Origin of the sequence: Acidovorax sacchari (assembly GCF_042847045.1) — a bacterium.
In the GTDB taxonomy this organism is placed as follows: Bacteria; Pseudomonadota; Gammaproteobacteria; order Burkholderiales; family Burkholderiaceae_C; genus Paracidovorax; species Paracidovorax sacchari.
The window spans coordinates 3,158,858-3,183,328 of the sequence record NZ_AP035783.1; the positions used below are offsets into that span (position 1 = coordinate 3,158,858).

2 protein-coding genes are annotated in these 24,471 nt (G+C 67.1%); both read right to left on the reverse strand.

Translation table 11 applies throughout. The features are described 5' to 3' along the window. Positions 1–17: 17 nt before the first annotated feature. Positions 18–554 (reverse strand): hypothetical protein, encoded by a 537-nt coding sequence (locus tag ACGHC0_RS14185; protein ID WP_415265914.1) that lies wholly within the window; start codon positions 552–554, stop codon positions 18–20. Continuing rightward, positions 554–24,199: an Ig-like domain repeat protein gene (locus ACGHC0_RS14190; protein ID WP_415265915.1), complete on the reverse strand. Its 23,646-nt coding sequence runs from the start codon at positions 24,197–24,199 to the stop codon at positions 554–556. The genes ACGHC0_RS14185 and ACGHC0_RS14190 overlap by 1 nt, the downstream gene beginning before the upstream one ends. Between the last annotated feature and the right edge of the window lie 272 nt (positions 24,200–24,471).

Sequence of the window (24,471 nt, forward strand, 5' to 3'; positions counted from 1 at the left end):
TGTTGTGCAGACCTTCCCTAAGGTGTGCCACCCTTATTGCGTTTGAGCCAATAGTCAATTGCTTGTTGTTGGTATTTTTTGAAACTAACAAACATTTGATTAAAATCTTCGAACTCTTCAACCAATTCATTAGTAACCCACAGGACCTTGGGCTGCACCTGTCCGCGCTCCCGAATCATTAGCAATAAGTCGGTACTAGAAGAACTCTTTGCAATGGGCAGCATGCTAGAGCGCTGCTTTGCGTAGCTGCCTAGTGCTCCTCTATGCATCATATTTACCCACTCCTGCGCTTGTCGAAATCGATTGGAGCCGCAGAAATCAGGAGTACCAAACAAATCTATGTCTGCAGAGAAATTATTCCATCCATTTGCATGCAGCAAGAAATCAACATGTTGACAATCAAACCTTCCCGCAATAGCTCTTTCTGCCGCGTCGATATCGACTGGCATAGCATGAGCTTCGAATGGTAGTGCTTTAATGACTCCATTAGACGCAAGCTCCTCTTCTTTGTGCAATCGATCAAAATCCAATAACTCAACTGCCCAATTAATCATTACATCCCCTTGAGAACAAAACCACTTGGCTTAAATCCTATTGGATAACGTCCTGCCTGCCCGCCAAGAGAGCTATTTACGCGCCAGTCTTGATCTATCCAGCGGTAAGCACCTGGCTTACCAGTCCAAGTTGTATCTGGGCCGTGCCCAACAACACCTTGATATGGCCGCCCTTGCTGTTCCGCCAAAGCCCTCTCAGCAGCGATTGCTCGGTTGGCTTCCATCCGTAATGCCCCGTTTGTAGAAACCCTTCCCGTTGGCGACAAATAGCCTGCATTCAGGGCTTCATTTGCAACTTGGGTGTACAGATTATAGTCTGCTTTCTGTGCTGCGGTTGCCCAGAAAGGAACACGTACTTCGACTATGCCGGACATTTTCAATCCGGTTGGCACAAGTCCAGAGCCTAGCGTACCTGCCACACCTGCATAATTATAATTAAATGGATTAATTAAGTAAGTGGCGCGATCAATAAAATTAGAAGCCTGAATTAATCCATTAAATGCCGAATCTGGCAACGCATTGACTGTATAGCGCATCCCTGCCCCAACTCCTTTTGCGCCAATGCCAACACCCCACCCCAAAGCGGCCCCGGCAACTTGTTCGCCCAAGAAGCCACCTTCCATTGCTCCAGCGGTAGCAAATTCGCCACGCCGGGAATTAACAAACATTTGGCGCACACTATTCTGCATACCATATGCAGCACTCTCTAGTGCCTCCAAAGGGCGTGTAGTCAAGCCATATAAATACTTTGGAATATTGGGTAAGGTTTCAGCAAAAAATCCCACAAAACCTTTGACCGCACCACCTACATAGTTACTTGAATATTCCCATATTTGTGTGAACCCAAGCTCTGGACTTACACCTAAGCCCATCTGCGAAGACAAACGCAATTTGGATATTTCTAGCGAGTAATCAGCATTGACACTGTAGTCAGAATTTGATTTATACGAAAATGGATTAGTCCCCACCTTAAGGCCCGACCCGGAAAGCCCTGCCTTGCTATTGAGCTTGAGCGACACTTCCTCAAGGCTCCAGTCATCACCATACCCGGCCTGCTGCATGCGGTAGGCCATCATTTCGGCGGGGGTGACTGAATCACTGATGGAGGAACCACCCCTAGCTAGTATGTGTTCTTTCTGACGAGAGTAGTAAGCGTTGTCGCTCTCCAAATCTGAGCCATTGACGTAATCCCGTTCAGACCATGGTCCTATGCCCTGCAGCTCATCGGGCTGCGTGCCGGGCTTGCTCATTACGTCCGCGAGTGAGTGTCCCAACGCATTGCCAAACGCATCTGTGGCTATTTGCTGAACGCTGATTCGCCCGCCTCTCGCCACAGCAGTGGTGAGTCCTGCAGCAACTCCACTCAACGTCGCTTTGCCAATAGATTCCAATCCGAACGACTGGTCGATCCGCACGCCGTTAGCGTCCGTCAAGCCAAACGCATTGTTCATGCCCCAGCCCACGCCGGCTCCCGCAGCGCTTGCCGCCACGCTCTTCCAGCTGAAGCTGCTCTGCAGGCCCGTGGCCACGCCGATGCCTTGCGCGAGCACACTGCTCGCAGCAGCCCGGGCCACCGTCACCCCGAGGGTCGTTCCACCCAGCAGGCTGGTGCCCGCCAGTCCTCCGGACACCCCTCCGCTCAATGCAGACAGCGCCACGCCCTTCCAGCTGAAGCCATCCTGCGCACCGATCGCATTGCCGACCGCCTGGCTGACGATCGACCCCATCGCGCCGCCTGCCACGCCGGCAGCTATTCCTGCACCTATGCCGGCTCCGCCTCCCAAGACACTGGCCCCTGCGGCCATGGTGGCGGCAAACCCTCCACCAGTAGTGGTGCCCGCCAATGTTGCTGCGCCCAGGGCATTCGAGCCCAGCGAGCCTGCGGCAGCCAGTGCGCCAGCCGTATAGATCGTCACCACCACGGCGATGACGATCATGATGATCGCCCCGATCCCCCCGCACCCGCCCCCGTTCGCCGGCACCGGCAACACCGGATCCATGCTCCCCATCGCCTGGCTCGGATCGTACGGCTGGAACGTCTCCACGCTGTTCGCATTCAGCGCCAGCTTGGGCACCGTCAGCGTCTGCCCTGCCGTCAAGACGCCGTCGCCCGACACCGCCAGGCTGTTGGCGTCCGCGATGCGCCACCACAGGCTCGCGTCGCCCAGCACGTTGCGCGCGATGTCTTTCAGCGTCTCGCCGCCCACCACCGTGTAGGCCACCGGGTCCAGGCTCTTGTGGCGCGGGCGGATCTGCGCGGCCTGCAGGCGGAAGTCGGCCGTGTCCACGTACGCCGGGTTGTTGGTCTGGGGCGTGTTCTCCTCCTGGGTGGGGGCGTCGCCGTAGCGCGCCAGCACCTCGCCGTTGGCGACCAGCTGGCGCTGCACGTGGCCGGGGGTCAGGGCGCTGCCCGTCACCCCGCCCTGGTAGCCCGAGGCCGGGTTGGCGATGCTGCTCTTGACTTCGCCGATATCGTTGTAGCCGCCCTGGCTCACGAATACCGCCGTGCCGTTCGCGTCGTTCACGAACGTGCGGTCGTAGCGCACGTCGTTCAGCTTGGGCCGGTTCAGCTCTGCCATGATCCAGTCCGTTCCCCCCTGCGCTTCCGCCTTGGGCTGGCGGATGCCGACCACGAAGCCGTTGGCGTCGCGTTGCGTCACCGTCGCTACCTGCGTGCTGCCGCGGTTCGTCACCGCCGCGCTCTGCTGCCAGCTGCCGTTCAAGTACGTGTACTGGTAGGTCGTCGTCGTGGCTCCGCCGTCCCCGTCCTGGCGTACGCCTTTCAGGTTGCCTGCGGCGTCGTACCCCAGGCCCGTCACGCCACCCGCATCGTGGTACGCCACATCCGAGCGCTGCGACACCTCCTGGTTGTCGCCCGTCTTGGAACTGCGCACCACGGTGTGCACGTCCTGCAGCTTGCCCGTGGCGTCATACTGGTTGTAGCGGTACTCGTAGCTGCCGCCGTCCTCGCCGATCAACGTGCGGGCTACCACCTGCCGGCCCGCGCCGTCGTACAGGATACGGTCCATTTGATCGCTCGCGCCATCGCCGCGGTAATAGTCGATGCGGTGCAGATCGTCATAGGTATAGGTATAGGTCTTCTTGAGCTTGCCGTCCGGAGACCCGGGGTTATTGTCCGTTTTCGGAATGGGTGGCCCGCTGTAGGTCTGGTCCATGATGCGGTTGCCCGCCAGGTCATAGCTGTACCTGTGGGTCTCGATGGCGCCAGTGACGGAGGACGTCTGCCGGCTCCAGATCTGCCGGTTCATACCGTCGTACAGGAAGTCCGTGGTGTCGGTATGCACCACCTGCCGCTCCTGCAGTCCGCCCTGGTCCGTGGTCGTGCGGATCGTGTTGATGACGTGCGTCGTCACCTTCTGGCGGTTGCCCCCCAGGTCATAGGTGATGCGCACGTCCGAGCGCCCGTCGAACACCGCCCGCAGCCGGTGCTGCGCGTCATACACCAGGTGGTTGTCCTGGTACACCACGTCGTCCAGCAGCCCGGAGGTGAGCAGCGTCTTCTGCGACATCTTCTCGGCCACCCGGTTGCCGGCGAGGTCGTATTCGTAGCGGGTGGTCTGGCCGAGGTAGTTGTCCCGGATCTCGATCAGCTGGCCCGCTCCGTCGTAGCGGTAGTCGATGTTCTTTTTCTTGCTGGTGGCCGCGGCCCCGCCCACGCCCGGTTCCACGCGGGTGTTGTCCTCGTGCACGAGCTGGCCCGCGAGGTTGTAGGTGTAGTTGAAGTCCACCGGCGCGCCGCCGCCCGACTGCGCATCCGTGCGGCCGATCAGGTGGCCGAAGATGTCGTAGTTCCACGCCTGGGTCATGCCCATGGCGTCCGTCTGGCCGACCTTGCGGCCCTGCGCGTCGTAGCGGTAGCGCATGGTGTAGGCCAGCGGGGCGGTGGCTCCGCCTGCGCCCCGAATCGTCTCCTGGCCGCTCAGCACCACGTTGCCCATGCGGTCGTAGCGGTAGCGCGTGGACTCGTCGTTGCCGTTGGTCACCCGCACCTTGCGGCCGGCTTCGTCGTACTCCACCGTCTCCAGCACCGTCATCTTGGCACTCTTGACTCCGGAATCGTTACCGGACACGACACCGTTGCCCTTGTCGTCGTCGGCGGAGTACAGGTTCCCCGCCACCGCACCGTTCATGTTGCCATCGACCCAGTAGCGGGAAATGGCCTTGTCCAGCGAAGTCTGCGTGAGCCGAGACATCTGGTCGTAGGTGTACTTCGTCTTCACGATGCGCCCGGCGCTCATCGTCTCGGCCGAACTTGCCTTGTCGCCGAAGGCGTTGTAGGTGTAGTCCATGCGACCGCCGTCGGCGTGCCGCTCCTGCACCACGTTGCCCGCCAGGTCGCGCACCTGCGCATTCAGGTTGCCCAATGCATCGCGCACGCCCACCTGCCGGCCCATCGCGTCGTAGTACACCTTTGTCGTCGCCCAGGACTGCGCGAAGTTCACGTCCTCGTGCAGGCGCGACTGCTCGATCACCTGGTTGTTGGCGTCATAGCGCATCGTGGCCGTGCGCACCAGCGTGCCCACGCCCAGGCCCTGGGTTTCGTCGATGGTGGTGACGTTGTTCCAGCGGTCGTAGCCGCGGATGGTCGCCGGGCGGTTGGTCAGATTGTTCTGCCCGCTGTTCTGCGCACGGAATTGGGGCGCATACACAGGGGTTGTGTTCTGCAGCACCACGGGGCCATTCACGCCGCCAGCAGGCACGACAATCGTCACATTCGCCTGCTCAATATAGGGGCCGCTGAACATGGTGGCCGCATGCTCGATGACGATCTTCACCTGATAGGTCGCGCCCGGCGTGAGCCCGTCGAGCACGAAGCCCTGCTGGGCCGCGCTGCCCACGAATTGGGAGCGACCGTCGCCCTGCCAGAACAGGCGTGGAGGTGTTGGCTCACCAGGAATGGATGGACTTGTGGTCACGACGGCCCGCCCCCCCATCTCCGGAAGGTTCCATTGCAGAACGGGATGCGTGATTCCATCGATGACGGCCAGGCCAGCGGAAAGCGTCAGCTTTGCCTTGGCAGCCGTACCGTCCCTACCCGGGGGGTCGGTGTTCATCATGCCGACGCCGGTCACTTCCTTCTCGGAAGTGGTGGTAAGGTAATCGCCCAGACCCTGATTGCCGAACGAATTGCCGTCATAGACGGCGTACAGGGGTTTGGTGCCTTCTTCCGGTGCGGTGAGGATGTAACCATCCCGCTGGTAGCCATTCTGGTACCAGCGACCTGGCTGGAAATCGACCGGAGACTTATCGTTCAATACGATGAAGTTTCCGTCATTGACAGCCCTGGGGTCCGAAGCCAGACGGTAGACATTGGTATTCCCATACTTGTACTGGTACAAAGCTTGGCTGGTGCGCCTGCTCGGCAGAACATCGACGTACCCCAGTACACCCTCGTACTTCATGTCCCCCCGGGCGACCAGGTCATTCATCTGCTGGATTACATCGTCATCCGCGGTAGTGATGTGGTGATCGTTGTTCTCGTAAGTGAAGTAATAGCGGTGTAGCGGCTTGCGGGTTCCGTTCGTGCCTGGATCAGTCCAGACATAACCCAAAATGCCCAGGTTCTCGACGTTATTGCTTTTCTGGAGGATCGGAGGCGTCGTGTCGATCAGACTCACGCCCGGCACGGTCATCACGCCTTCGGAGCGGCGCACGGTGGCACCGGAGGCGTCGCTCACCACGACCTCGTATTGGTAGATGCCGCCGCTCATGTCCAGCGCCACGCCCTGGTAGCCCGCGCCGAAGCCGGTGGTGCGCCCGTCGCCTTGAGTGAACACGCCCCTGCCTACCGAGCGCGAGCCTTCCCAGTCGGCGCTGTCCTTGGGCTTCCATTTGAAGGTGACGTTCTGGTCCGGAGCGGCCTGCTGCCAACGCATTACCTGCTGCGCCCGGCTGTCGATGGCAGCCCGTATCACGCCCAGGTCCTGCACCGGCGGGAAGCTGATGGTGTCGGTCACGCCGTTGCCGTAGAGCGAGAACGTTCCCGTACCGACCTCCCGTACGTCGGTGTCCTGCACATTGCTCATGCGGTATTCATAGCCGCCCACCGTGACGGCTTGGCCGCTGTCGTCCCAGACCAGCTTGTTCAACTCGATGCGGTGTGCAGAGCCGAAGGTGTGCTGGGCATTGGTGAGTCGCACTGCACGCCACTCCCCTCCGCTGGCGGAGCGTACTTCCATGCGCAACCGGGTCACGAGGTTCTGCGGCAGGCTGACTTCGATGGTCTGGGCCGCCATGGCTCCATATAAGGTGACAACGCGACCGATGCTGCCCTTGCTGCCGCTTGACAGCCCCTGCAGCAGCGCCCGTCGATCGCTGAGCGAGGTAGTGTAGAGCCCGTCTTTCCACTCCGTATCCCCGTTGTCGGAGATGTGGTGTTGCAGGGCGTAGAGCTTGGTCATGCCGGCAGGCGCCGCGGCCGAGCCTGCGACTCCCACGTAGCCGTCGATGCCCCGGTCCTCCCAATCGCTGGCCCGCAGGTTGTTGAACTGGTTGACATCGGTCGTGTAAACCGAGACGTTCGAATTCTTCTTGACCAACCGGTAGAGCGCCGTCAGGCCCGCCGCAGGCTGCTCGGCCACGTAGCCTGCGATGCCCTCGTCCAGCCAGCCGGAACCCTGGCCCAGCCACTTCTGCCGGTCCGCCGTGTCGGTGCTGAAGAAATGGGTTTGGGTATAGCGGTTGTAGTAGCGGTAAATGGGCTTGCGGCCCGCGCCCGGCTCGTTCCAGATCAGGCCGGGGCTGGGTTGCTCGGTCCAGGCGATCGGGCCGGGCTTGCTTTCGCGCGTGTCCGCATCGTAGATCGTGGTCCAGTTGCCGAAGATGTCGAGCTTCTCGACCTTGATGTTCTGGATGCTCTGGATGCCCACGGACGTGCTCTGGCTCGCCGACTTCCACTTGAACGAGTACCCGTTCACCGACTCTTCCGCACCCACCACGATGCTGCGGGATGCTGCCTCGTTGCTGGTGTTCATGTAGTTCAGCGTGACGCGCACGTCGCCGCTGCCGAGGTCCTGCAGCGAGTTCCATACCAGATCCACCTGGTTCTGGCCGAAGTTTTCCGTGACCTGGATGTCCTGAGAGTTGTTGTAGGTAGTGCGGACTTCCGTGCCAGTGATCACCCCATACACCAGGTTCTGGCGCGTGGTAATCCCCATGGCCTTCTCGCTGGCGCGCTCCGGTGCGAGGGTCTTCACCAGCCGGCCCAGCAGGTCGTACTGCATGTCCGTGCGGCGGAACTCTCCGGTTTCCCCTGCCTTCACGACCAGTGTCTGCTGCACGCCCAGCGCCTGCTGGGTATTGTCATAGCTGTCCAGCTTGAACCGCCCTGCCCCCACCAGCTGCACCGTCTGGCGCCCCTGCAGGTCGTAGGCCCAGATCTTCATCACCCCGTCGCCCGCATTGCTGCGCCACACGCGGCCGGCGTTGTCGTAGTCGTAGACCTCGTCGCCTTCCATACGGGTGCCGTCGGGTGCCATCATGCCCAGCGTGTCATCGGCTTTTTCACCAGGCTCCAGGGGCTTGCTCAGTTGCCGCACGATCTTGCGCGTCACTTCGCCGAAGCCGTTGTACTGCAGCTCCGTATCGCCCAGCCGCAGGCTAGCCGGGTCCGGACTGTCCTGCAGCGGCGTGTAGGTGTGGGTCTGCCGCCCCAGCGCGTCGTAGCGGTAGGCGCGCCAGAGGCTGTGCACCTGCTTCGCGCCCGCGTCGTCCACGTAGCTGACGTTCTGCCACTCCTTGGCCAGGCGCCCCTGCGCGTCGTAGGCGTAGTAGTGGCTCTTGCCCGCTGCATCGATGGTCTCCAGCGTGTGGCCCTGCGCGTCGAAGCGGGTGTAGCTGGTGCGGTCCGCCAGGCTGCCCGGCGCGGCGTTGGCGGTGTAGCTCCGGCCATCGCCCGACACCGTGGCGCCACCCGCGTATTGCACGGTGGAGACCGCGTTGCCGTGCGCATCGCGCCGGAACTCGGTGAGCGGGCTCACCGGGGCTGCGCCCTGCTGGTTGGCCGCCACGCCGATGTTCACGGCCGGCGTCACGATAGCGCGTACGCGGCCCAGCACGTCGTAGAACTGGTAGGTAGTCGCGCCCAGCGCATCCGTGGTGCGCAGCAGGTTGCCCAGTGCGTCGTAGGCGTAGAGGGTGACCAGGTCGTCGCGGGCGTCCGTGAGCACCCCGCCAATGTCCGCGGCGCCGGCGTTCACGCGCGCATACCCCACGCCGCGGCGTGTCTCCACCATCTTGCGGCCGAGCACGTCGTAGTCGGTGTCGATGACGCGGTCGCCCGCGGCCGGGTCGGTGTCCGTGCCGATCGCCACGCCCTGCTTGTAATACTCCGCGTGCCGCACGACGTTGCCCGCCGTGTCGTACCTGTCGGTAGTGAGGTAGCCCAGCGCATCGATGGTCGAGGTGCGCCGGCCCAGCACGTCATAGCCGTAGTGCGTGGTCGCCCACTGGCTGGCGCCCACGTTGGTCGCCACGCTCGTGAGGTTGCCCAGCGCGTCGTAGCTGTTGCGTGTGGTCTTGCGGCCCCCGCCCTGCTCGCCCGTGGCGCTGTCCACGAAGAAGACGTAGGGCTCCTGCACCTCCTTCACCCGGCCCAGGCGGTCATAGCCGGTGAGGATGTCGCGGTCGGTGCTGCCCGCCCTGGCGGTGATGGCCCCGCGCACTTCGTCTTCGCGCATGAGCACGCCATCTGTGCGGGTGGTGATGTTCTGCGCATAGCGCACGAGCCGCTCGGCCTCGCCGAAGGCGTTGCGCGTGTAGCCCGTCACGTAGCCCAGCGCGTCCACGTCCCACGCGACCTGGCCCGCGCGGTCGTAGGCCTTGTAGCTCCACGCGCTGCTGCCGGCAGCTCGCCCGGCCACGGCGCGGCCCAGCGTGTCGTAGCGCGTCTCGCTGCTGGTCTCCACGGTCTGCTCGGTGCGCGTGCCCGCCCCGCTCCTGCCGTTGGCCAGCAGGTTGGCGCCCTCGTCCTGGTAGACGCTCACCGGCGGGAAGAGGGTCTTCACCTGCCGGCCCAGCGCATCGTATTCGTAGCGCGTGGTGCGCTGCTCGTTGCGGCCCGCGGCCTCGGTGCGCGCCGTGAGGTGGCCCAGGGCGTCGTATTCCATGCGCGTGACGACGCTCGCCAGGGTGGCATTCTGGCCATCGGACAGCATCACCTGCGGCGAGGTCTCCTGCACCAGCTGGCCCGCCGCGTTGTAGGCGTATGTCCAGGTGCTCTGCGCCTTGTTGGTGAACGAGGTCTTGCGGCCCGCGCCGTCGTAGGCGGTGGTTTCCGTCTTGTTGTCGGCGTCGGTGCTTCCGGTCAGGTTGCCCGCCGCGTCATAGGCCATGCTCTCGCGGTGGTCCAGCCCTTGCGTGAACCCGGGGTTGGGCATGAGCGCGTAGTCCACTTCGGAGCGGCTCAGGCTGTGGAAGTGCCGGCCCGTGCCGTCCACATTGAGCTGGTAGAGCGCCGTGTTGCCGCTCGAGGGCGCGATGTCGATGTAGCCGATGATGCCTTCGTCCACCCACCCGAACTGGTTCTTGGCGAAGGCGCGCTGCTCTTCGCTGGCGGTGTAGTAGTGGTTGGTGCTGCTGCTGCCCGGAGGGCGCAGGCGGTAGAGCGGCGCCGTGCCGCTGGCCGGCTGGCTGCCCACGTAGCCGACGTTGCCCTGGTCCTTCCAGCCGCTGGCGATGAGTTGCGCGCGCTCGTCATCGCTCGTGGTGTACAGGTGGTCGTTGACGCCGTCCGGGCCGCCCAGGCGATAGAGGGGCTTGAGGCCATCGCCACCGCCCGTTCGGGTGAAGCCGGTGATGCCCTCTTCGACCCAGTAGTCCGGGCTCTGCTCGCGCATGTAGAGGGTGCGGCTGGTCGTGCGGCCCACGCCGTCGTAGGTGTAGCCCTGCAGGTGGCCCAGCGCGTCGCGCGTGAAGGCCAGGCGCCCCGCGGCGTCGTAGTAGTTGCGCGTGTTGCGGTCGTTGGCGCTGCCCGGCATCTGCTGGTTGATGGCGCTGCGGCTGAGCTCGCCCGTTTGCGCGCGCAGGCTCTCCAGTTGCGCGATCTGCGTGTCGGTGAGCTGCGTGGCGACCTGGCGCACGCGCAGCAGTTGCCCCGTGCCGTCGTAGAAGCGCTCGGTGGCACCGCCTTCGGCGTCGATGGTGAGCGTCTCGCGCCCCGCGCGGTCCAGGAAGTGGCGCGTGGTGCGGTCGCCGCTGCTGGCCACCGGCGTGGGCTCGGCCAGCAGCATGGCGCCGGCCTGCGCGTTGCGGTAGGTGGTGGCGGGGACCGCCAGGCGCGTCTCGCGCACCAGACGGCCGGCCGCGTCGTAGTCGTAGGTGCTCACGGCACCGCTGGCGTCCACTTCCTTCGTGAGCCGCCCGGCCTTGTCGTAGACCTTGCGCACGAAGGCGTCCGAGTTGCTCGCCTGCGGCACGGGGATGAGGGTGCCGTCCACCTCCGCGCGGCTGGTGGTGTAGCGGTTGGTGTTGTGGCCCTGCAGGTTCAGGCGGTAGAGCGCCGTCGTGCCCTGCGTGGGCGCCGTGCGGATGTAGCCGACGACGCCCTCCACGCTCCAGCCCGCGATGGTCCGGACGAGCTCCAGGTTCTTCGTGTCGGTGGTGTAGAAGTAGCTGCCGTCGGTGTTGCGCGCCAGGTACAGGGCCGCGTTGCCTGCAGCCTGGGTATCGTCCACGTAGCCCAGGATCTCTGCGGGCTGGCCGTCGGCGCCGAAGGCGCTGATAGCGTGCTGGCCGGCCGCGGGCTGGGTGCCCACGAAGCCGGTCGTGCCCTCGTCGCGCCATGCGAAGCCGCCCGTGGGGGTGGCGTAGCGCGTGCTCTGCAGCAGGTGGCCGGCCTTGTCGTAGAGGTACTGCGAGACGCCGCCCGCGCCGTCGGCGCTCAGCGTGAGCCGCCCGGCCGCGTCGTAGCGCATGCGCGTGTGCTCGTCGCGCTGCGCATCGAAGATGTAGACCAGCCGGAGTTCCATCTCCGACTCGCTCGGGTGGGCCGAGAGGGGCTGGCTGGCGAGGTCCAGGCGCTTGGCGTACCGGATGCGCTGGGTGACGTTGCCGTTGCCGTCGTAGCGCTGCGAGACCACCGCGCCCGTGCCGTCGATGCTGTAGCGCACCCGGCCGGCCGCGTCGTACACGGTGCGCGTGACCAGGTCCGGGGAGTTGGCCGCGTCCGTGCCTGGCTGCGGGTCGGTGCCCACGGCCCAGCTGGCCATGTCCAGGCGCCTGGCATAGGCCGTGCGCTGGATGACCCGGCCCGCGCCGTCGTAGGCGAAGCGCACCACGTCGCCCGCGCCGTTGACCGTGGCGGTGACGCGGTTGTCCGCGTCGTAGATGCGGTGTTCGGTCTGGTCCTGCGCCGCGTTGGGGCGCTTGAGGCCGTTGAGCTGCGCTTCCGTCGCATTGGAGGGCAGGCCGTCCGGTGCCGGGACGACCGCGGCGTAGCGCGTCTGGCGCACCACGCGGCCGGCCGCGTCATAAGACGTCTCGGCGAGGTTGCCGGCCGCATCCAGCACGAAGCGCTGGCGCCCTTCGGCGTCGTAGGCGTAGCGCGTGGTGTGGCCTTGCGCATCGGTGGCGCTGGTGACGTGGCCCAGCGCGTCGTAGGTGTAGCGCCTGGCGAGGTTCAGGCCCGCGTGCGTGGCGGTGGACGGGTCCACCACTTCCAGCACCCGGCGGCCCAGGGTGTCGTATTCGTAGCGGGTCACCGTGCCGTTGGGGTCGGTGACGCTCACCTGCCGGCCGGCGCTGTCGTAGGCGAAGGTGGTGACGAGGTTCAGGCCCGTGGGGTCCACCGCCTGGCGGATGAGCTGGCCCTTGGCGTCGTAGCCGAACTGGGTGACCACGCCCTGCGCATCCGTCACGCTCAGCTGGTTGCCCAGCGCGTCGTAGGTGTAGCGGGTGACCAGGTTCAGGCCCAGCGGGTCCACAATGCGGGTGAGCACCCGGCCGGCCGCGTCGTAGGCCAGCGAGGTCATCACGCCGTTGGCGTCCGTCGCCTGGATCAGGCGCCCGGCCACGTCGTAGAGGCCCGTCGTGCGCGCGAGCGGCGTCTGCACCGCCGTCTGGTGGCCGTCGGCGTCGTATTCGTAGCGGGTGGTCGCGCCGCTGCCGTCCGTGACCGAGACGGTCTGGCCCAGGCGGTCGTGCACGGTGGTGACGCGGACGCCCTCGGGCGTGATGACGGTGAGGCTGAGCTCGTCCGGGTTGTAGGCGTAGGTGGTCGTGTGGCCCAGCGCGTCGGTCTGGGTGACGGTGCGGCCGAAGGCGTCGTAGCTGCTCGTGCTGCGGCGGCCCATCGCGTCCGTGAGGACGATGGTGCGGCCCAGGCGGTCGTAGGCCTGCGTGCGTGTGGCGCCCATCGCATCGGTGCTGGCCGTCACGCGGCCGAAGGCGTCGTAGGTGACGGAAGTCGCCGCCTTCAGGCCATCGGGGTCCTGCACGGTCTGCACGGCCAGGCCGCGCCGGTCGTAAGTGGTGGCGACCGTCTGGCCGCCGCCCGTGCGCCGCACTTCCTCGCCGAAGGTGTTGTAGACGTAGTTGCGCGCGAAGCCCAGGGCATCGCTCACCTGTGCCAGCGTGCCCGTGGCGTTGTAGCGGTAGCCGGTGGTGCGATCGGCCGTGTCGTTGCGCGCCTGGTCGAGCGCGGCCAGCACGCCGGCGTTGGTGACGCCCCCGGGCGTGCCGGAGGCGTTGGCCAGGGCGAAGAGATCGAGGCGGTTGGCGTGGCGGATGCTCGCCTGCACCTGGCCGAAGGCGTCGTAGCGGGTTTCCGTGACCTCGCCCTGGGCGTTGACGGTGTGCGTGAGGCGGCTGGCGGCATCGTAGAAGAACTGCGTCTTCAGGCCGTTCTGGTCGGTGGTGCTGGTGCGCCGGCCTGCCGCGTCGTAGGTGTGGCTCAGGCCGTACTGCTGCCAGATCGCTTCGAGCTGCGCATCGCCCTGTCCGGCTGCCCGGGCACTCGCCAGTTGCGCCGCGCCCTGCGCGGAGAGCTCGCCCACGAGGCGGCCCTGGGCGTCGTAGCGCATGCCGGTGGTGCGCGCTTGCGGGGTGCCCGCTGCCTGCACGGTCTCCACCAGCCGGCCCATGGCGTCGTAGCGGTAGCTCGTGGCGGTGCCTTCGGCGTTCACCGACAGCACCACGCGGTTGAGCGCATCGTAGGTGCGCGTGCTGACCTGGTCCTGCGCGGAGATGCCGGGCAGGAGGCTCTCCAGGCGCGTGGCGGCCGTGACCTGCGCGGCCGTGGTGGCCCCCACCGCCGTCGCGTAGCGCCGCACGGTGGCAAGGTTGCCGTTCGCGTCGTAGCTGCTTTGCGTGAGGTAGCCCTCGGCATCGAGCTCGCCCACGCGCCGGCCCTGGGCGTCATAAAAATAAGCCGTATGCGCGTCGCCCACGCTGGCCGCCGGGCGCAGGCCCGAGAGGGATCCTGCGCGCGCCGCAGCCAGTCCGGCGGCCGCGCCGCCCGCCACGGGCTGGGCGTAGCGCACGCTGCCGATCACCCGGCCGGCCGCGTCGTAGCGGTATTCCGTCAGGTACCCTTCGCCGTCCACCGTGCCCAGCAGCAGGCCGTCCCGGCCGTGGATCTGGCTGGCCGTGCGGTCCTGCGTGCTGCGGACCAGCGGAGACACCGTCTCGCCGGAGATGGCCTGGCCGCCCAGCGTGGCGGACGTGCTGCCGGCATGGGCACCATCGCCGAGGTACACGGCGCGGAAGCGATCCAGGACGGAAGGCGGATTGCCGACTTCCAGTACCGCCAGGCCATAGGCCAGATCGACGGTGCCGAGCAGCTGGTCGCCGTTGTAGAAAGCCACCCGGCCGCCGGGCTGGTCGCCCGAGACCTGAGCGCTGAGCAGTGCGCCCAGGCCCTGGGGCGTGCGGGTCGACGTGGCGCTGAGGGCCACGGTCGTGGAGCCTTGCGATGGCGTGAGGGTGAGCGCGAAGCCGATTTGCGCGGACGCGAAGCCGCTATCTGCCGCATAGTGGGCCGTCAGCGTGTGTCCGCCGGCCGCCAGGCCGCGGGTGGACAGGATCGCGACGCCGTTCACCACGCGGGCGGTGGCGACGACGGTGTGACCATCGACCAGGGTGACGGAACCGCCTGCGCCACCACCCACCGTGATGGAGATGTCCTGCCCCTGCGCCAGGGTGGCATCGGACGCGAGGCCGAGCACGACCGTTCCGGCCGGGGTGACGGCCTGCGCCAGCGCCGCGGAAGCACTCGCTGCATTGCGGGCATCCCCTTCGTATCGGGCGCGCAGTTCATGCGTGCCGGGCGGAAGTCCACCGACCACGAGGCGGGCCACGCCATCGACGACCTGTGCGGTTCCCAGCACCGTGTCGCCCCGCAGGAAGATGACGGTGCCGCCAGGCTGCCGGCCGTCGATGCGCGCGCTCAGCGTGACGGACGCATCCGCGCCCACGCTCGCGGCGGAACTGGACAGCGCGATCGTGGTGGCGGCGGCCAGCACGAAGGAAGTAGCGGCCTGCGAAGTGCTGCCGGAGAAGCCCTGGAATCCGTCGTACACCGCGGTCAGGGCACCGGAAGAGACATCCGCAAGCGTGATTCGGGCCACGCCATCGGTCGCCTGCGCAGTACCCACGAAGGTACTGCCGGCATAGAAACGCACGGTGCCCGCGATGCCGGCGGTCCGGCCGCCGGACGTGATGGTGGCGTCGAGCACCAGCGGAGTGCCCGCGGCCAGGGTGCTGCGGGACGTCGTCAGCACCGTCTGCGTCGCCATGCCGGTGATGGTCAGCGGCGCGGAGGCGCTCTGGCTGGCGGGCTCGCGCTCTGTGTTGCCGGAGTAGGCGGCGGTGATGGTGCGGGAGCCCACGGGAATGGCCGATGACACCAGCGTGGCCACGCCGTTGGCCTGCACGGCGGCCACGCCGACCAGCAGCTCGCCCGCGTAGAAGGTGACGGTGCCGGAACTGGAGTTGCTGTAGGGGGCTGTGGCGCTCAGGGTGACGGGGCTGCCATAAGACGCATTGACAGGCGATGGTGCAGTCACGGTAACCGTGCTGGCCGAGCGCAGGCCGAGGGCCAGCGCATCGGACGTGGCCGCGCCGTTGGAGGCGTCGCCGGAGTAGCGGGCTGTGATGCGGGTGGACCCGGATGGCAGCGTGACCGACAGGGTGGCGACGCCATCCACCACGGTGGCCGTTCCGCCGCCGATGGGTGCGTCGTTGTTGTAGAAGGTGACGGTGCCACCGGGCCGCAGGCCCGCCACGCGCGCGGCGAGCGTGACCGTCGCCTCGCTGCCGGAACGGCCGGTGACCGTCGCCGCCAGGCTGACGCCAGCGCCCATGGCAACGATGCTTCCGCCGACCGCCGATGAATTGCTGGGTGCGGACTGCGCATCGCCCGTATAGACCGCGCGCCAGGCGTAGGCCCCCACGGGCAGGTCCCTGGACTTCCAGACGGCCACGCCGTTGGCCAGCGCGGCCACTCCGAGCGCCTGGTCGCCGTTGAAGAAGGTGACGAAGCCGGAGGCGTTTCCGGAGACCGTCGCGGTGAGCGCCACTTCCTGGCCGCGCGTGGTGGCCGCCGTGGACGTGATCAGCGAAGTGGTCGTGGATGGCCGGCTATCCTGCGCGGACTTGACGGCCAGCACCAGAACCGATGAGAAACCCGCCGCGTTGTATGCATCGCCTTCGTAGGTGGCCGTCACGTTGGCTACGCCGGCCGCGGTGAGCCCTTGCGTGGTCAGGCTGGCCACGCCGTCCACCAGCGTGGCCGTGCCCAGCACCGCGCCGCCGCTGTGGAACGTCACCCGCCCCGTCGCCACCGGCTTGGCGCTCAGCGCCACCAGCGTGCCCGCCGCATCGCGAAATTCCAGCCCCGACACCGACGAGCCCGGTGCGTAGAACGACGAATCCAGGTACAGCGGCTGGCTGATCTGCACCGCATCGCGCCGCCATACCACGCCGTTCTTCGAGTACGACAGCACCCCGTTCTCGTAGCCCAGCGCCAGCACATCGCCGGCCACGATGCTGCCCAGGGTGGCCACCCGCGAGCCATCGTGGTAGAGCTCCACCGTGCTGCCCGTCACGTGGATCGCCCAGTCGATCGAGGACGCATCGTTGTCCGTCGCCGGGTCCGTGTTCAACCCGACCATGTACCGCTGGTCCGGCTGCCCCGACACCGTGAAGCGCACGCTGGCGCCGCCCGCGTAGCCCACCGTGCTGCGCACGGAGGCATCCCACTGGCTCGCGGTGCCGGTCTTGCTGACCGCACCCGATTCGAACGACACGCCCGATGCCATGGCGCTCGGTCGCTGGTTCATGCGCGCCGCCAACGTCACCGCATCGCCCGCGGTCACGCTGGTGCTGGATGCGCTCAGGCCGATGGAGTCCGTCACCGCCATCACCGTGGCCGCGGATGTCGCCGCCGCGTTGCCCGCATCGCCGCTGTACACCGCCGTGATCTGCGCCGTACCCGCCGCGAGCGCCCCGGTCGTGAGCCGCGCCACGCCGTTGACCACGCTCGCGGTGCCCAGCACCTGCCGGCCGTTGAAGAACGTCACCGTGCCCGTGGGCGCGGCCGCCGCGTTCAACGGCACCTCCTGGCCCGTGGCATTCCTGAATTTCAGCCCCGCGATCGCGCCGCCCGTACCGTAGAACGAGGTGTCCAGATAGAGCGGCTGCGTGATGTTGGCCGACTCCTGCCGCAGCACCGCGCCATTCTTGCGGTAGCTCACCGTTCCATTCGCATACTCCACGCTCAGCACGTCGCCCGTCGTGTAGGTGCCCAGCGAGGCGACGTAATCCCCGTTGTGGTACGCATGCATCGCGCCGTCGTAGGTGATGTAGATCGCCCAGTCGATGCTCAGGTAGTGGCTGTTCGTGCCGGGAGCCGTGCTCAGGCCGACCATGATGGCCTTGTTGGTCTGGCCCGCGCTGAAGCTCACGCTGGCCCCGCCGCTCACGCCCACCGTGCTGCGTATGGAAGACTCCCAGTCGGCAGTGCTGCTGGTCTTGGTGACCGTGCCGTCGATGATCGCCACGCCGTTGACGATCGCACCGGCCGGCACCACCACGCCGTTGACCAGGGCGCTGGTGGCACTGTTGACGCTGGCCGTGAGCGCCAGCGGCGTACCCGCAGCCACCGAGTTGCCGGAGACGGCCAGCTCCACGGCGTCGGCCACCTGGATGGCCAAGGCCGCCGAAGCGGCCCCCGCCCGATTCGCATCGCCCGCGTACACCGCCGTGATGGAGTGGCTGCCCGCCCGGGTCAGGGCCTTGGTCGTCAGGCTCGCCACACCGTTGACCGCGCTCGCGCTGCCCAGGTACACCGAGCCGTCGAAGAAGTTCACCGAACCCGTGCCGCTGCCCACGTTCGCCGACAACAGTACCGGGTTGCCCGACACGATCTTCGGCGACGAGACCGACAGCACCGGTGCATTGGCAGCCGTGGCTGATTGCGAATCACCACCCGACACCACGATGGCCAGCGGCTGCGACTGCGCCTTGGTGCCGTCGGTATCGCTTTCATACATGGCGGTGATGCTGGCCACACCGGCCGCGGTGAGCCCTTGCGTGGTCAGGCTGGCCACGCCGTCCACCAGCGTGGCCGTGCCCAGCACCGTGCCGCCGCTGTGGAACGTCACGCGCCCCGTGGCCGCCGGCTTGGCGCTCAGTGCCACCGCCGTGCCCGTGGCATCGCGGAATTCCAGCCCCGACACCGACGAGCCCGGGGTATAGAACGACGAGTCCAGGTACAGCGGCTGGCTGATCTGCACCACATCGCGCCGGAACACCACGCCGTTCTTCGAGAACGACAGCACCCCGTTGTCATAGCCCAGTGCCAGCACGTCGCCGGCCACGACGGTGCCTACGTTGGCCACCAGTATGCCGTCGTGGTACAGCTCCACGGTCTCGCCCGATACATGGATCGCCCAGTCCAGCGACGCCACTCCGTTGTCCGAGGCCGGGTCCGTGTTCAGGCCGATCACATAGTTCTGATCGGACTGACCGGCCACCGTGAAGCGCACGCTTGCGCCGCCCGCGTAGCCCACCGTGCTGCGCACGGAGGCATCCCACTGGCTGGCCGTGCCGGTCTTCCGGATCGCACCCGACTCGAACGAAACGCCCGAGGTCACCACACTGGGCTGCGCGTTCATGCGCGCCGTCAGCCTCACCGCATTGCCTGCGGCGATGGTGGTGGCCGATGCGCTCACCCCGACCGCATCGTTCACCGCCACTGCGTTCGCCGCCGAGCTCGCTGCCGCATTGTTGGCATCGCCGCTGTAGACCGCCGTGACCTGCGCCGTACCCGCCGCGAGCGCCCCGGTCGTGAGCCGAGCCACGCCGTTGACCACGCTGGCCGTGCCCAACACCTGCCGGCCGTTGAAGAAAGTCACCGTGCCCGTGGGCGCGGCCGCAGCGTTCAGCGGCACCTCCTGGCCCGACCCGTTCCTGAATTTCAGCCCCGCGATGGATCCCCCCGTTCCGTAGAACGAGGAATCCAGGTACAGCGGCTGCGTGATGTTGGCCGACTCCTGCCGCAGCACCGCTCCGTTCTTGCGGTAGCTCACCACCCCGTTCGCATACTCCACGCTCAGCACGTCGCCCGTGGTGTACGTGCCCAGCGAGGCCACGCTCGTACCGTTCTGGTAGGCGTACATCGCACCGTCGTAGGTGACGTAGATGGCCCAGTCGATGGTCAGGTAGTTGTCGTTCGTGCCAGGGTCCGTGTTCAGGCCGACCATGATGGCCTTGTTGGTCTGCCCCGCCCTGAAGCTCACGCTGGCACCACCGCTCACGCCCACCGTGCTGCGGATCGAAGACTCCCAGTCGGCCGTGCCGCTGGTCTTGGTGACCGTGCCGTCGATGAGTGTCACGCCGTTGGCGATCGCACCAGCCGGCACCGCCACGCCGTTGACCAGGGCGCTGGTGGCGCTGTTGACGCTGGCCGTGAGCACCAGCGGCGTGCCCGCCACCACCGAGCTGCCGGAGACGGCCAGTTCCACCGCGTCGGCCACCTGGATGGCCACAGCCGCCGAAGCGGCCCCCGCCCGGTTCGCGTCGCCCGCAAAGACCGCCGTGATCGCATGGCTGCCCGCCTGCGTCAGCGCCTTCGTGGTCAGTCTCGCAACGCCGTCGGAAACGTTCGCGCTGCCCAGGTACACCGAGCCGTCGAAGAAGCTCACCTGTCCCGTGCCGCTACCCACGTTCGCCGACAGCACCACCGGGTTGCCCGACACGATCCGCGGGGAGGATACCGATATATCCACGCCCGAAGAGATCGAAACGGCCAGCGACGGCGAAACGGCACCGACGACATCGCCCGTGTAAACCGCCGTGATGTTCGCGGCTCCCGCGTTGCGCAGCGCGCTGGTCGTCAGGGCCGCCACCCCGTTGGCGAGCACGGCCGATCCCAGGAACGACGTGCCGTTGAAGAAATCCACGCGCCCCGAGGGCGCCGCGCCACCCGCAGCAGGCGCGACGGTGGCGGTGAAGGTCAGGGCCGCTCCGGCCACCGCCTGCACAGCGGAAACTCCGAGCGCCACGGTGGCGGGCGCGGGCACGATCCGCAGGCTCTGCGCCGCGGATGTGGCTGCGGCGTTGCGTGCGTCGCCCGCATATTGCACGGTGATGGCATTCGCGCCGACGTCCAGAGTACTCACACCCAGCGACGCCTGCCCCTGGGACAGCATGGCCGTGCCCAGCGCCAAGCCGTTGGCATAGAAGGTCACGCTGCCCGTAGGGGGCATGGTGCCGTCACTGCCGGAGAGCGTCGCCGTCAGCACCACGGCCGCGCCGCGCACGGCCTGCGTGGAGGACAGCGACAGGGCCATGCCCGGTGCCGTGGGTGCGACCGTGAGGCGCACGGGCTGAGCGCTGGCGACGGCCGGGTTGGCAGCGTCGCCAGAGTACAGCGCCTGTACATCGAGAAGGCCCGCTTCCAGCGGCGTGAACGACAGGACCGCCTTGCCGTCGGCCAGGGAAGCCGAGCCGAGGATCTTGCCGCCGCTGACGAAGACGACCGATCCCGTGGGGCGGTCGCCGGCGACGGTGGCGGTCAAGGTGACTACGCCACCCTTGGCCACGTTGGATGCGGAAGCGGAAAGGGCGAGCGTTCTGGCGCCGCCGCCGGGTGTCGCGATGTCCGGCCCGTTGGCGACCGCCATCACCGAAGCGGTGGCGGAGGTGCTGCCGGCATCGGCGGTATCACCGCTATAGACGGCGCGATAACCATGGCTGCCCGCTCCGACGCCCGTCACACTGAAACTGGCCTGGCCATTGGCGAGAGCGACACTGCCCAGGCGGGTATCGCCATCGAAGAACGTGACCGTTCCTCCCGGGGCTGCCGCAGGGTCCGCCACCGCCGCGATGCGCGCGGTGAGGGTCAGGCCGCCGCCGGTGGCGACCTGGACGTGCGAGGTCGCCAGCACCGCCGTGGTGGCGGCCGGGGGCAGGACGGTTTGCGCGAAGGTGGCTGAGCTGCTGCCGGCCACCGAGTCATCCCCCTGGTAGACGGCCGTGATCGCATGCAAACCGACGGGCAGTGCGGAGGTGTTCAGGACGGCAAGGCCCTGGCCATCCAGCGTGGCGGTGCCCAGCAGTTCGCTGCCGCGGTAGAACGCCACCGATCCGGTCGGCTGGGCCTGTCCGCCAGGCACGGACACGCGCGCGCGGACTGCAAGCGGTGTGCCCGCGGTGGAGGGCGTGGCACTGCTGTCGAGCGCGATTTCGCTGCCGCGCCCCACCTTGACCGTTGCGGAGGAAGCCGTGACGGCCTGCGCGTTCGCCGCGTCGCCCGAGTACACGGCGGAAATCGCATGGTTCCCGAGGTCCTGCGTGCTCCAGGCCAGGGTCGCGTTGGAAATGCCCCCTGCGGTCTGCACCACGGCGCTGCCGATCACGGTGGCGCCATCGAAGAACGTCACGGTTCCGCCGGGAGACGTACCGGTGATGGTCGCCTTCAAGACCGATGCCCGGCCAGCGGCCAGCGTGGCGGGCAATGGGTCGAGAGTCACCCTGGCCGCCTGGAGCACCGTGGCAGAGGCCGCTGCCGAGGTGGCGGCCGCGTGGGTGGCGTCGCCTTCGTAACGGGCGGTGAACGCATAGGTGCCCGTGGCGAGGGTGCCCAGCGTCAGCCGTGCAATACCGTTGGAAATCTGTGCCGTTCCCAGCACGGTGTTTCCGCTGTAGAAGGTGACGGTACCTGCGGGCTGGCTTCCGGAGACGGCGGCTTCCAGCGTCAGTGCCGATCCCGCCGGAACGCTCGCCGCGGAAGTCCGCATGGCGATGGCCGTGGCGGCCAGACCGGCGCTGTCCATGCGCACCAGTCCCGCGCCCCCCACCAGGAAGGCCGAGCCATCGCCCAGCATCGCCGTATCGATGGGCGTGGCCAGCCGGGTGACAGCCACCACGCGCGAGGCCGCGTCGTACTCCGTCTGCGTCACCGCCCCGCCCGCATCCACCTGCCAGGCCAGCCGCTGCGCGCTGTCGTACAGCCGCCAGCTGCTGCGGTCGCCCGCCGACGCCAGCGCGCGGATCGCCTCCAGCTTCGGCGCTTCGGGCAGCCCCGCCAGGCGGGTCGCGTACTCGATCGTCTGCGTGAGCTGGTCGTTGGCGTTGTAGCGGTATTCCCTGGCTGCCCCCGTGCCGTCCACGTCCGCCACCTTGCGGCCCGCTGCGTCGTACACCACCCACTGGCGCACGCCCGTCGCGTCCTGCGTCATCACCAGCCGCCCTGCCGTGTCGTAGGCGTAGCGCGTGATGCCCAGCGTCGTGCCCGCGCTGCTCTGCAGCACGCTCGTGAGCCGGCCCGCCGCGTCGTAGTTCGAGACCGTGCTCAGCCCGTTGGCCAGCGTCACCGTGGTGGTGGTGTCGCCGTAGCTCGTGATCGTGGTGTTCGCGCTCGTGCCGTCGGACGACGGGGCGCTCGCCACGATCACCCGGCCCAGGCCGTCATACACATATTGCGTGATGCTGTCCGTGCGCGGCTGCACGGTCTTGAGCAGCTCGCCCGCCTGGCTGTAGACGTACTGCGTCACCGCCGGGTCGCTGCCCGCGCCGGACGCATCCAGCGTGCCGTAGGCGATGCTCTGCGCCAGTTGCCCGCGGAAGTCGTAGTGCAGGTCGGTTCGCTGGCCGCCGCGCAGGTCCTGCCCGGCCGCCCAGAAAGCCATCTGCGCTTCCGTGGGCACGCTGGTGGAGCCCAGGGAGGCAAGGTCGTAGGCCGCCGCCGCGTAGGCAAGCGTGGTCTCGCGCTGGCCCAGGCTGTTGTAGCGGTATTCGGTGACCCGCCCCTCGGCGCTGACCACGAAGCGCAGCTGACCGCGCTCCTGGGCGCTGTAGATGTAGCGCGTGGTGCTGTCGGGTGGGGTGCCGGGCGAAGTGCTGCCGCCGAACACGGGGGTGGTGGCCGTGTTGTTGTTGCCATCGCCTGCACGCAAGGTCTCGGTCAGGAGCTGGTTGCGGTCGTCGTAGGTGCGCACCACGGTGTTGCCCAGCGGGTCCACCTTGAGTGTCTGGTTGCCGTGCGCGTCGTACTGCATCGCGATGCTGCGGCCCAGCGCATCGGTCATCGCCGTGACGTTGCCCTGGTCGTCGTAGCGGTAGTAGAGCTGCGAGAGCCCGGCCGGCTTCGCCTCGGTGATGCCCGCCTGCACGCGCAGCAGCTGGCCCTTGTCGTCGTAGGCGTAGCGGCTCGCCACGTTGAGCGGGTCGGTCACCGTGGTGGTGCGCGCGGCCGTGTCGTAGGCGTAGCGGGTGGTCAGGCCCAGAGCGTCCTGCACGCTCGCCACGCGGTAGTCGCCATCGACCAGCACGTAGCCGATCGCCAGCCGCGTGCCGTCCGATTGCGCCACGGTGGCCACCCGGCGGCTGTCGCCGTCGTAGGTATAGGTGGTCTGGTACACCTTGCCGTCGGCGATGTCGTTGTCGCCCGGGGTCAGGTCCACCGTGACGGAAGCAAGACGGTTGAGCGCGTCGTACGCGTAGTGCACGCGCGTGCTGGTGGTGGTGCCGTCCTTGGCCACCACGCGGATCTGCGACAGGTTGCGGCCGGCGTAGTCGTACCAGGTGGTCTCCCCGGACGCATCGACCACGCTCGTCAGCAGGCCGTCGGCGCCGTACTGGTAGCGGGTGGTGTTGCCGTGCGCGTCCGAGCGCGAGACGAGCCGGTGGTCGCCGCTGCCCTCGTAGCGCTCCTGCGCGCCGCTGTCGCCATCGGTCCACACGTATTGCCCCGCCGCGTCGTCCCAGCGCAGGGTGTCGTAGGCGCCCGCGCCGTCCGTGCCCACGTACAGACCCTGGGCCGCATCGAAGGCGTAGTCCGAGCGTGCGCCGTCGGCCGCCGTGCGCGTGAGCACGCTGTCCGCCGCATTGCGCGTGCCCGACAGGCGCAGTGGCTGGTTGTAGATGCCGATGGACCAGTTGTCCGCGTTGTCGTCGTCCAGCAGTCCCTGGCTGTTGTACGTGCGCACCACGTCCATGCCCAGCCCCTGGCTGGCCACGAAGTCGTCGCGCCGCTGCAGCACCAGGTTGCCGTTGGCCAGGTTCACGTACGCCTGCTCGCCCCCCCGGCCCTGCGCCGCGTTGCCGAACACCCCCTGCTGCCCCAGTGTGGCGAGCGAGCCCGTGCTGAGACCCAGTCCGTTTGCGCTGACGTTGGCGACCATATCTGCCCTGTATCCGTGTATTGGCTGTGGTTGTCCGCCACCGGCGCTGCGCCCTCCCCTCCCCGGGCCGGGCCGCCGATGGCGAATGCTTTCAGGCAATACATCCGGCGATTTCCGGATTTGTTGAGCGGGAAGCCCTATAGCCTACCGGGATACAGGGGCAATACCTCCACCCATTCAACAATTCGCGCACCGTGTGGATATATGGGTGGCACGGCTATGCTGTGCGACCGTTTTTTTCCTGTTCCCTGCTTCCCCGGGAAGCCGCCACC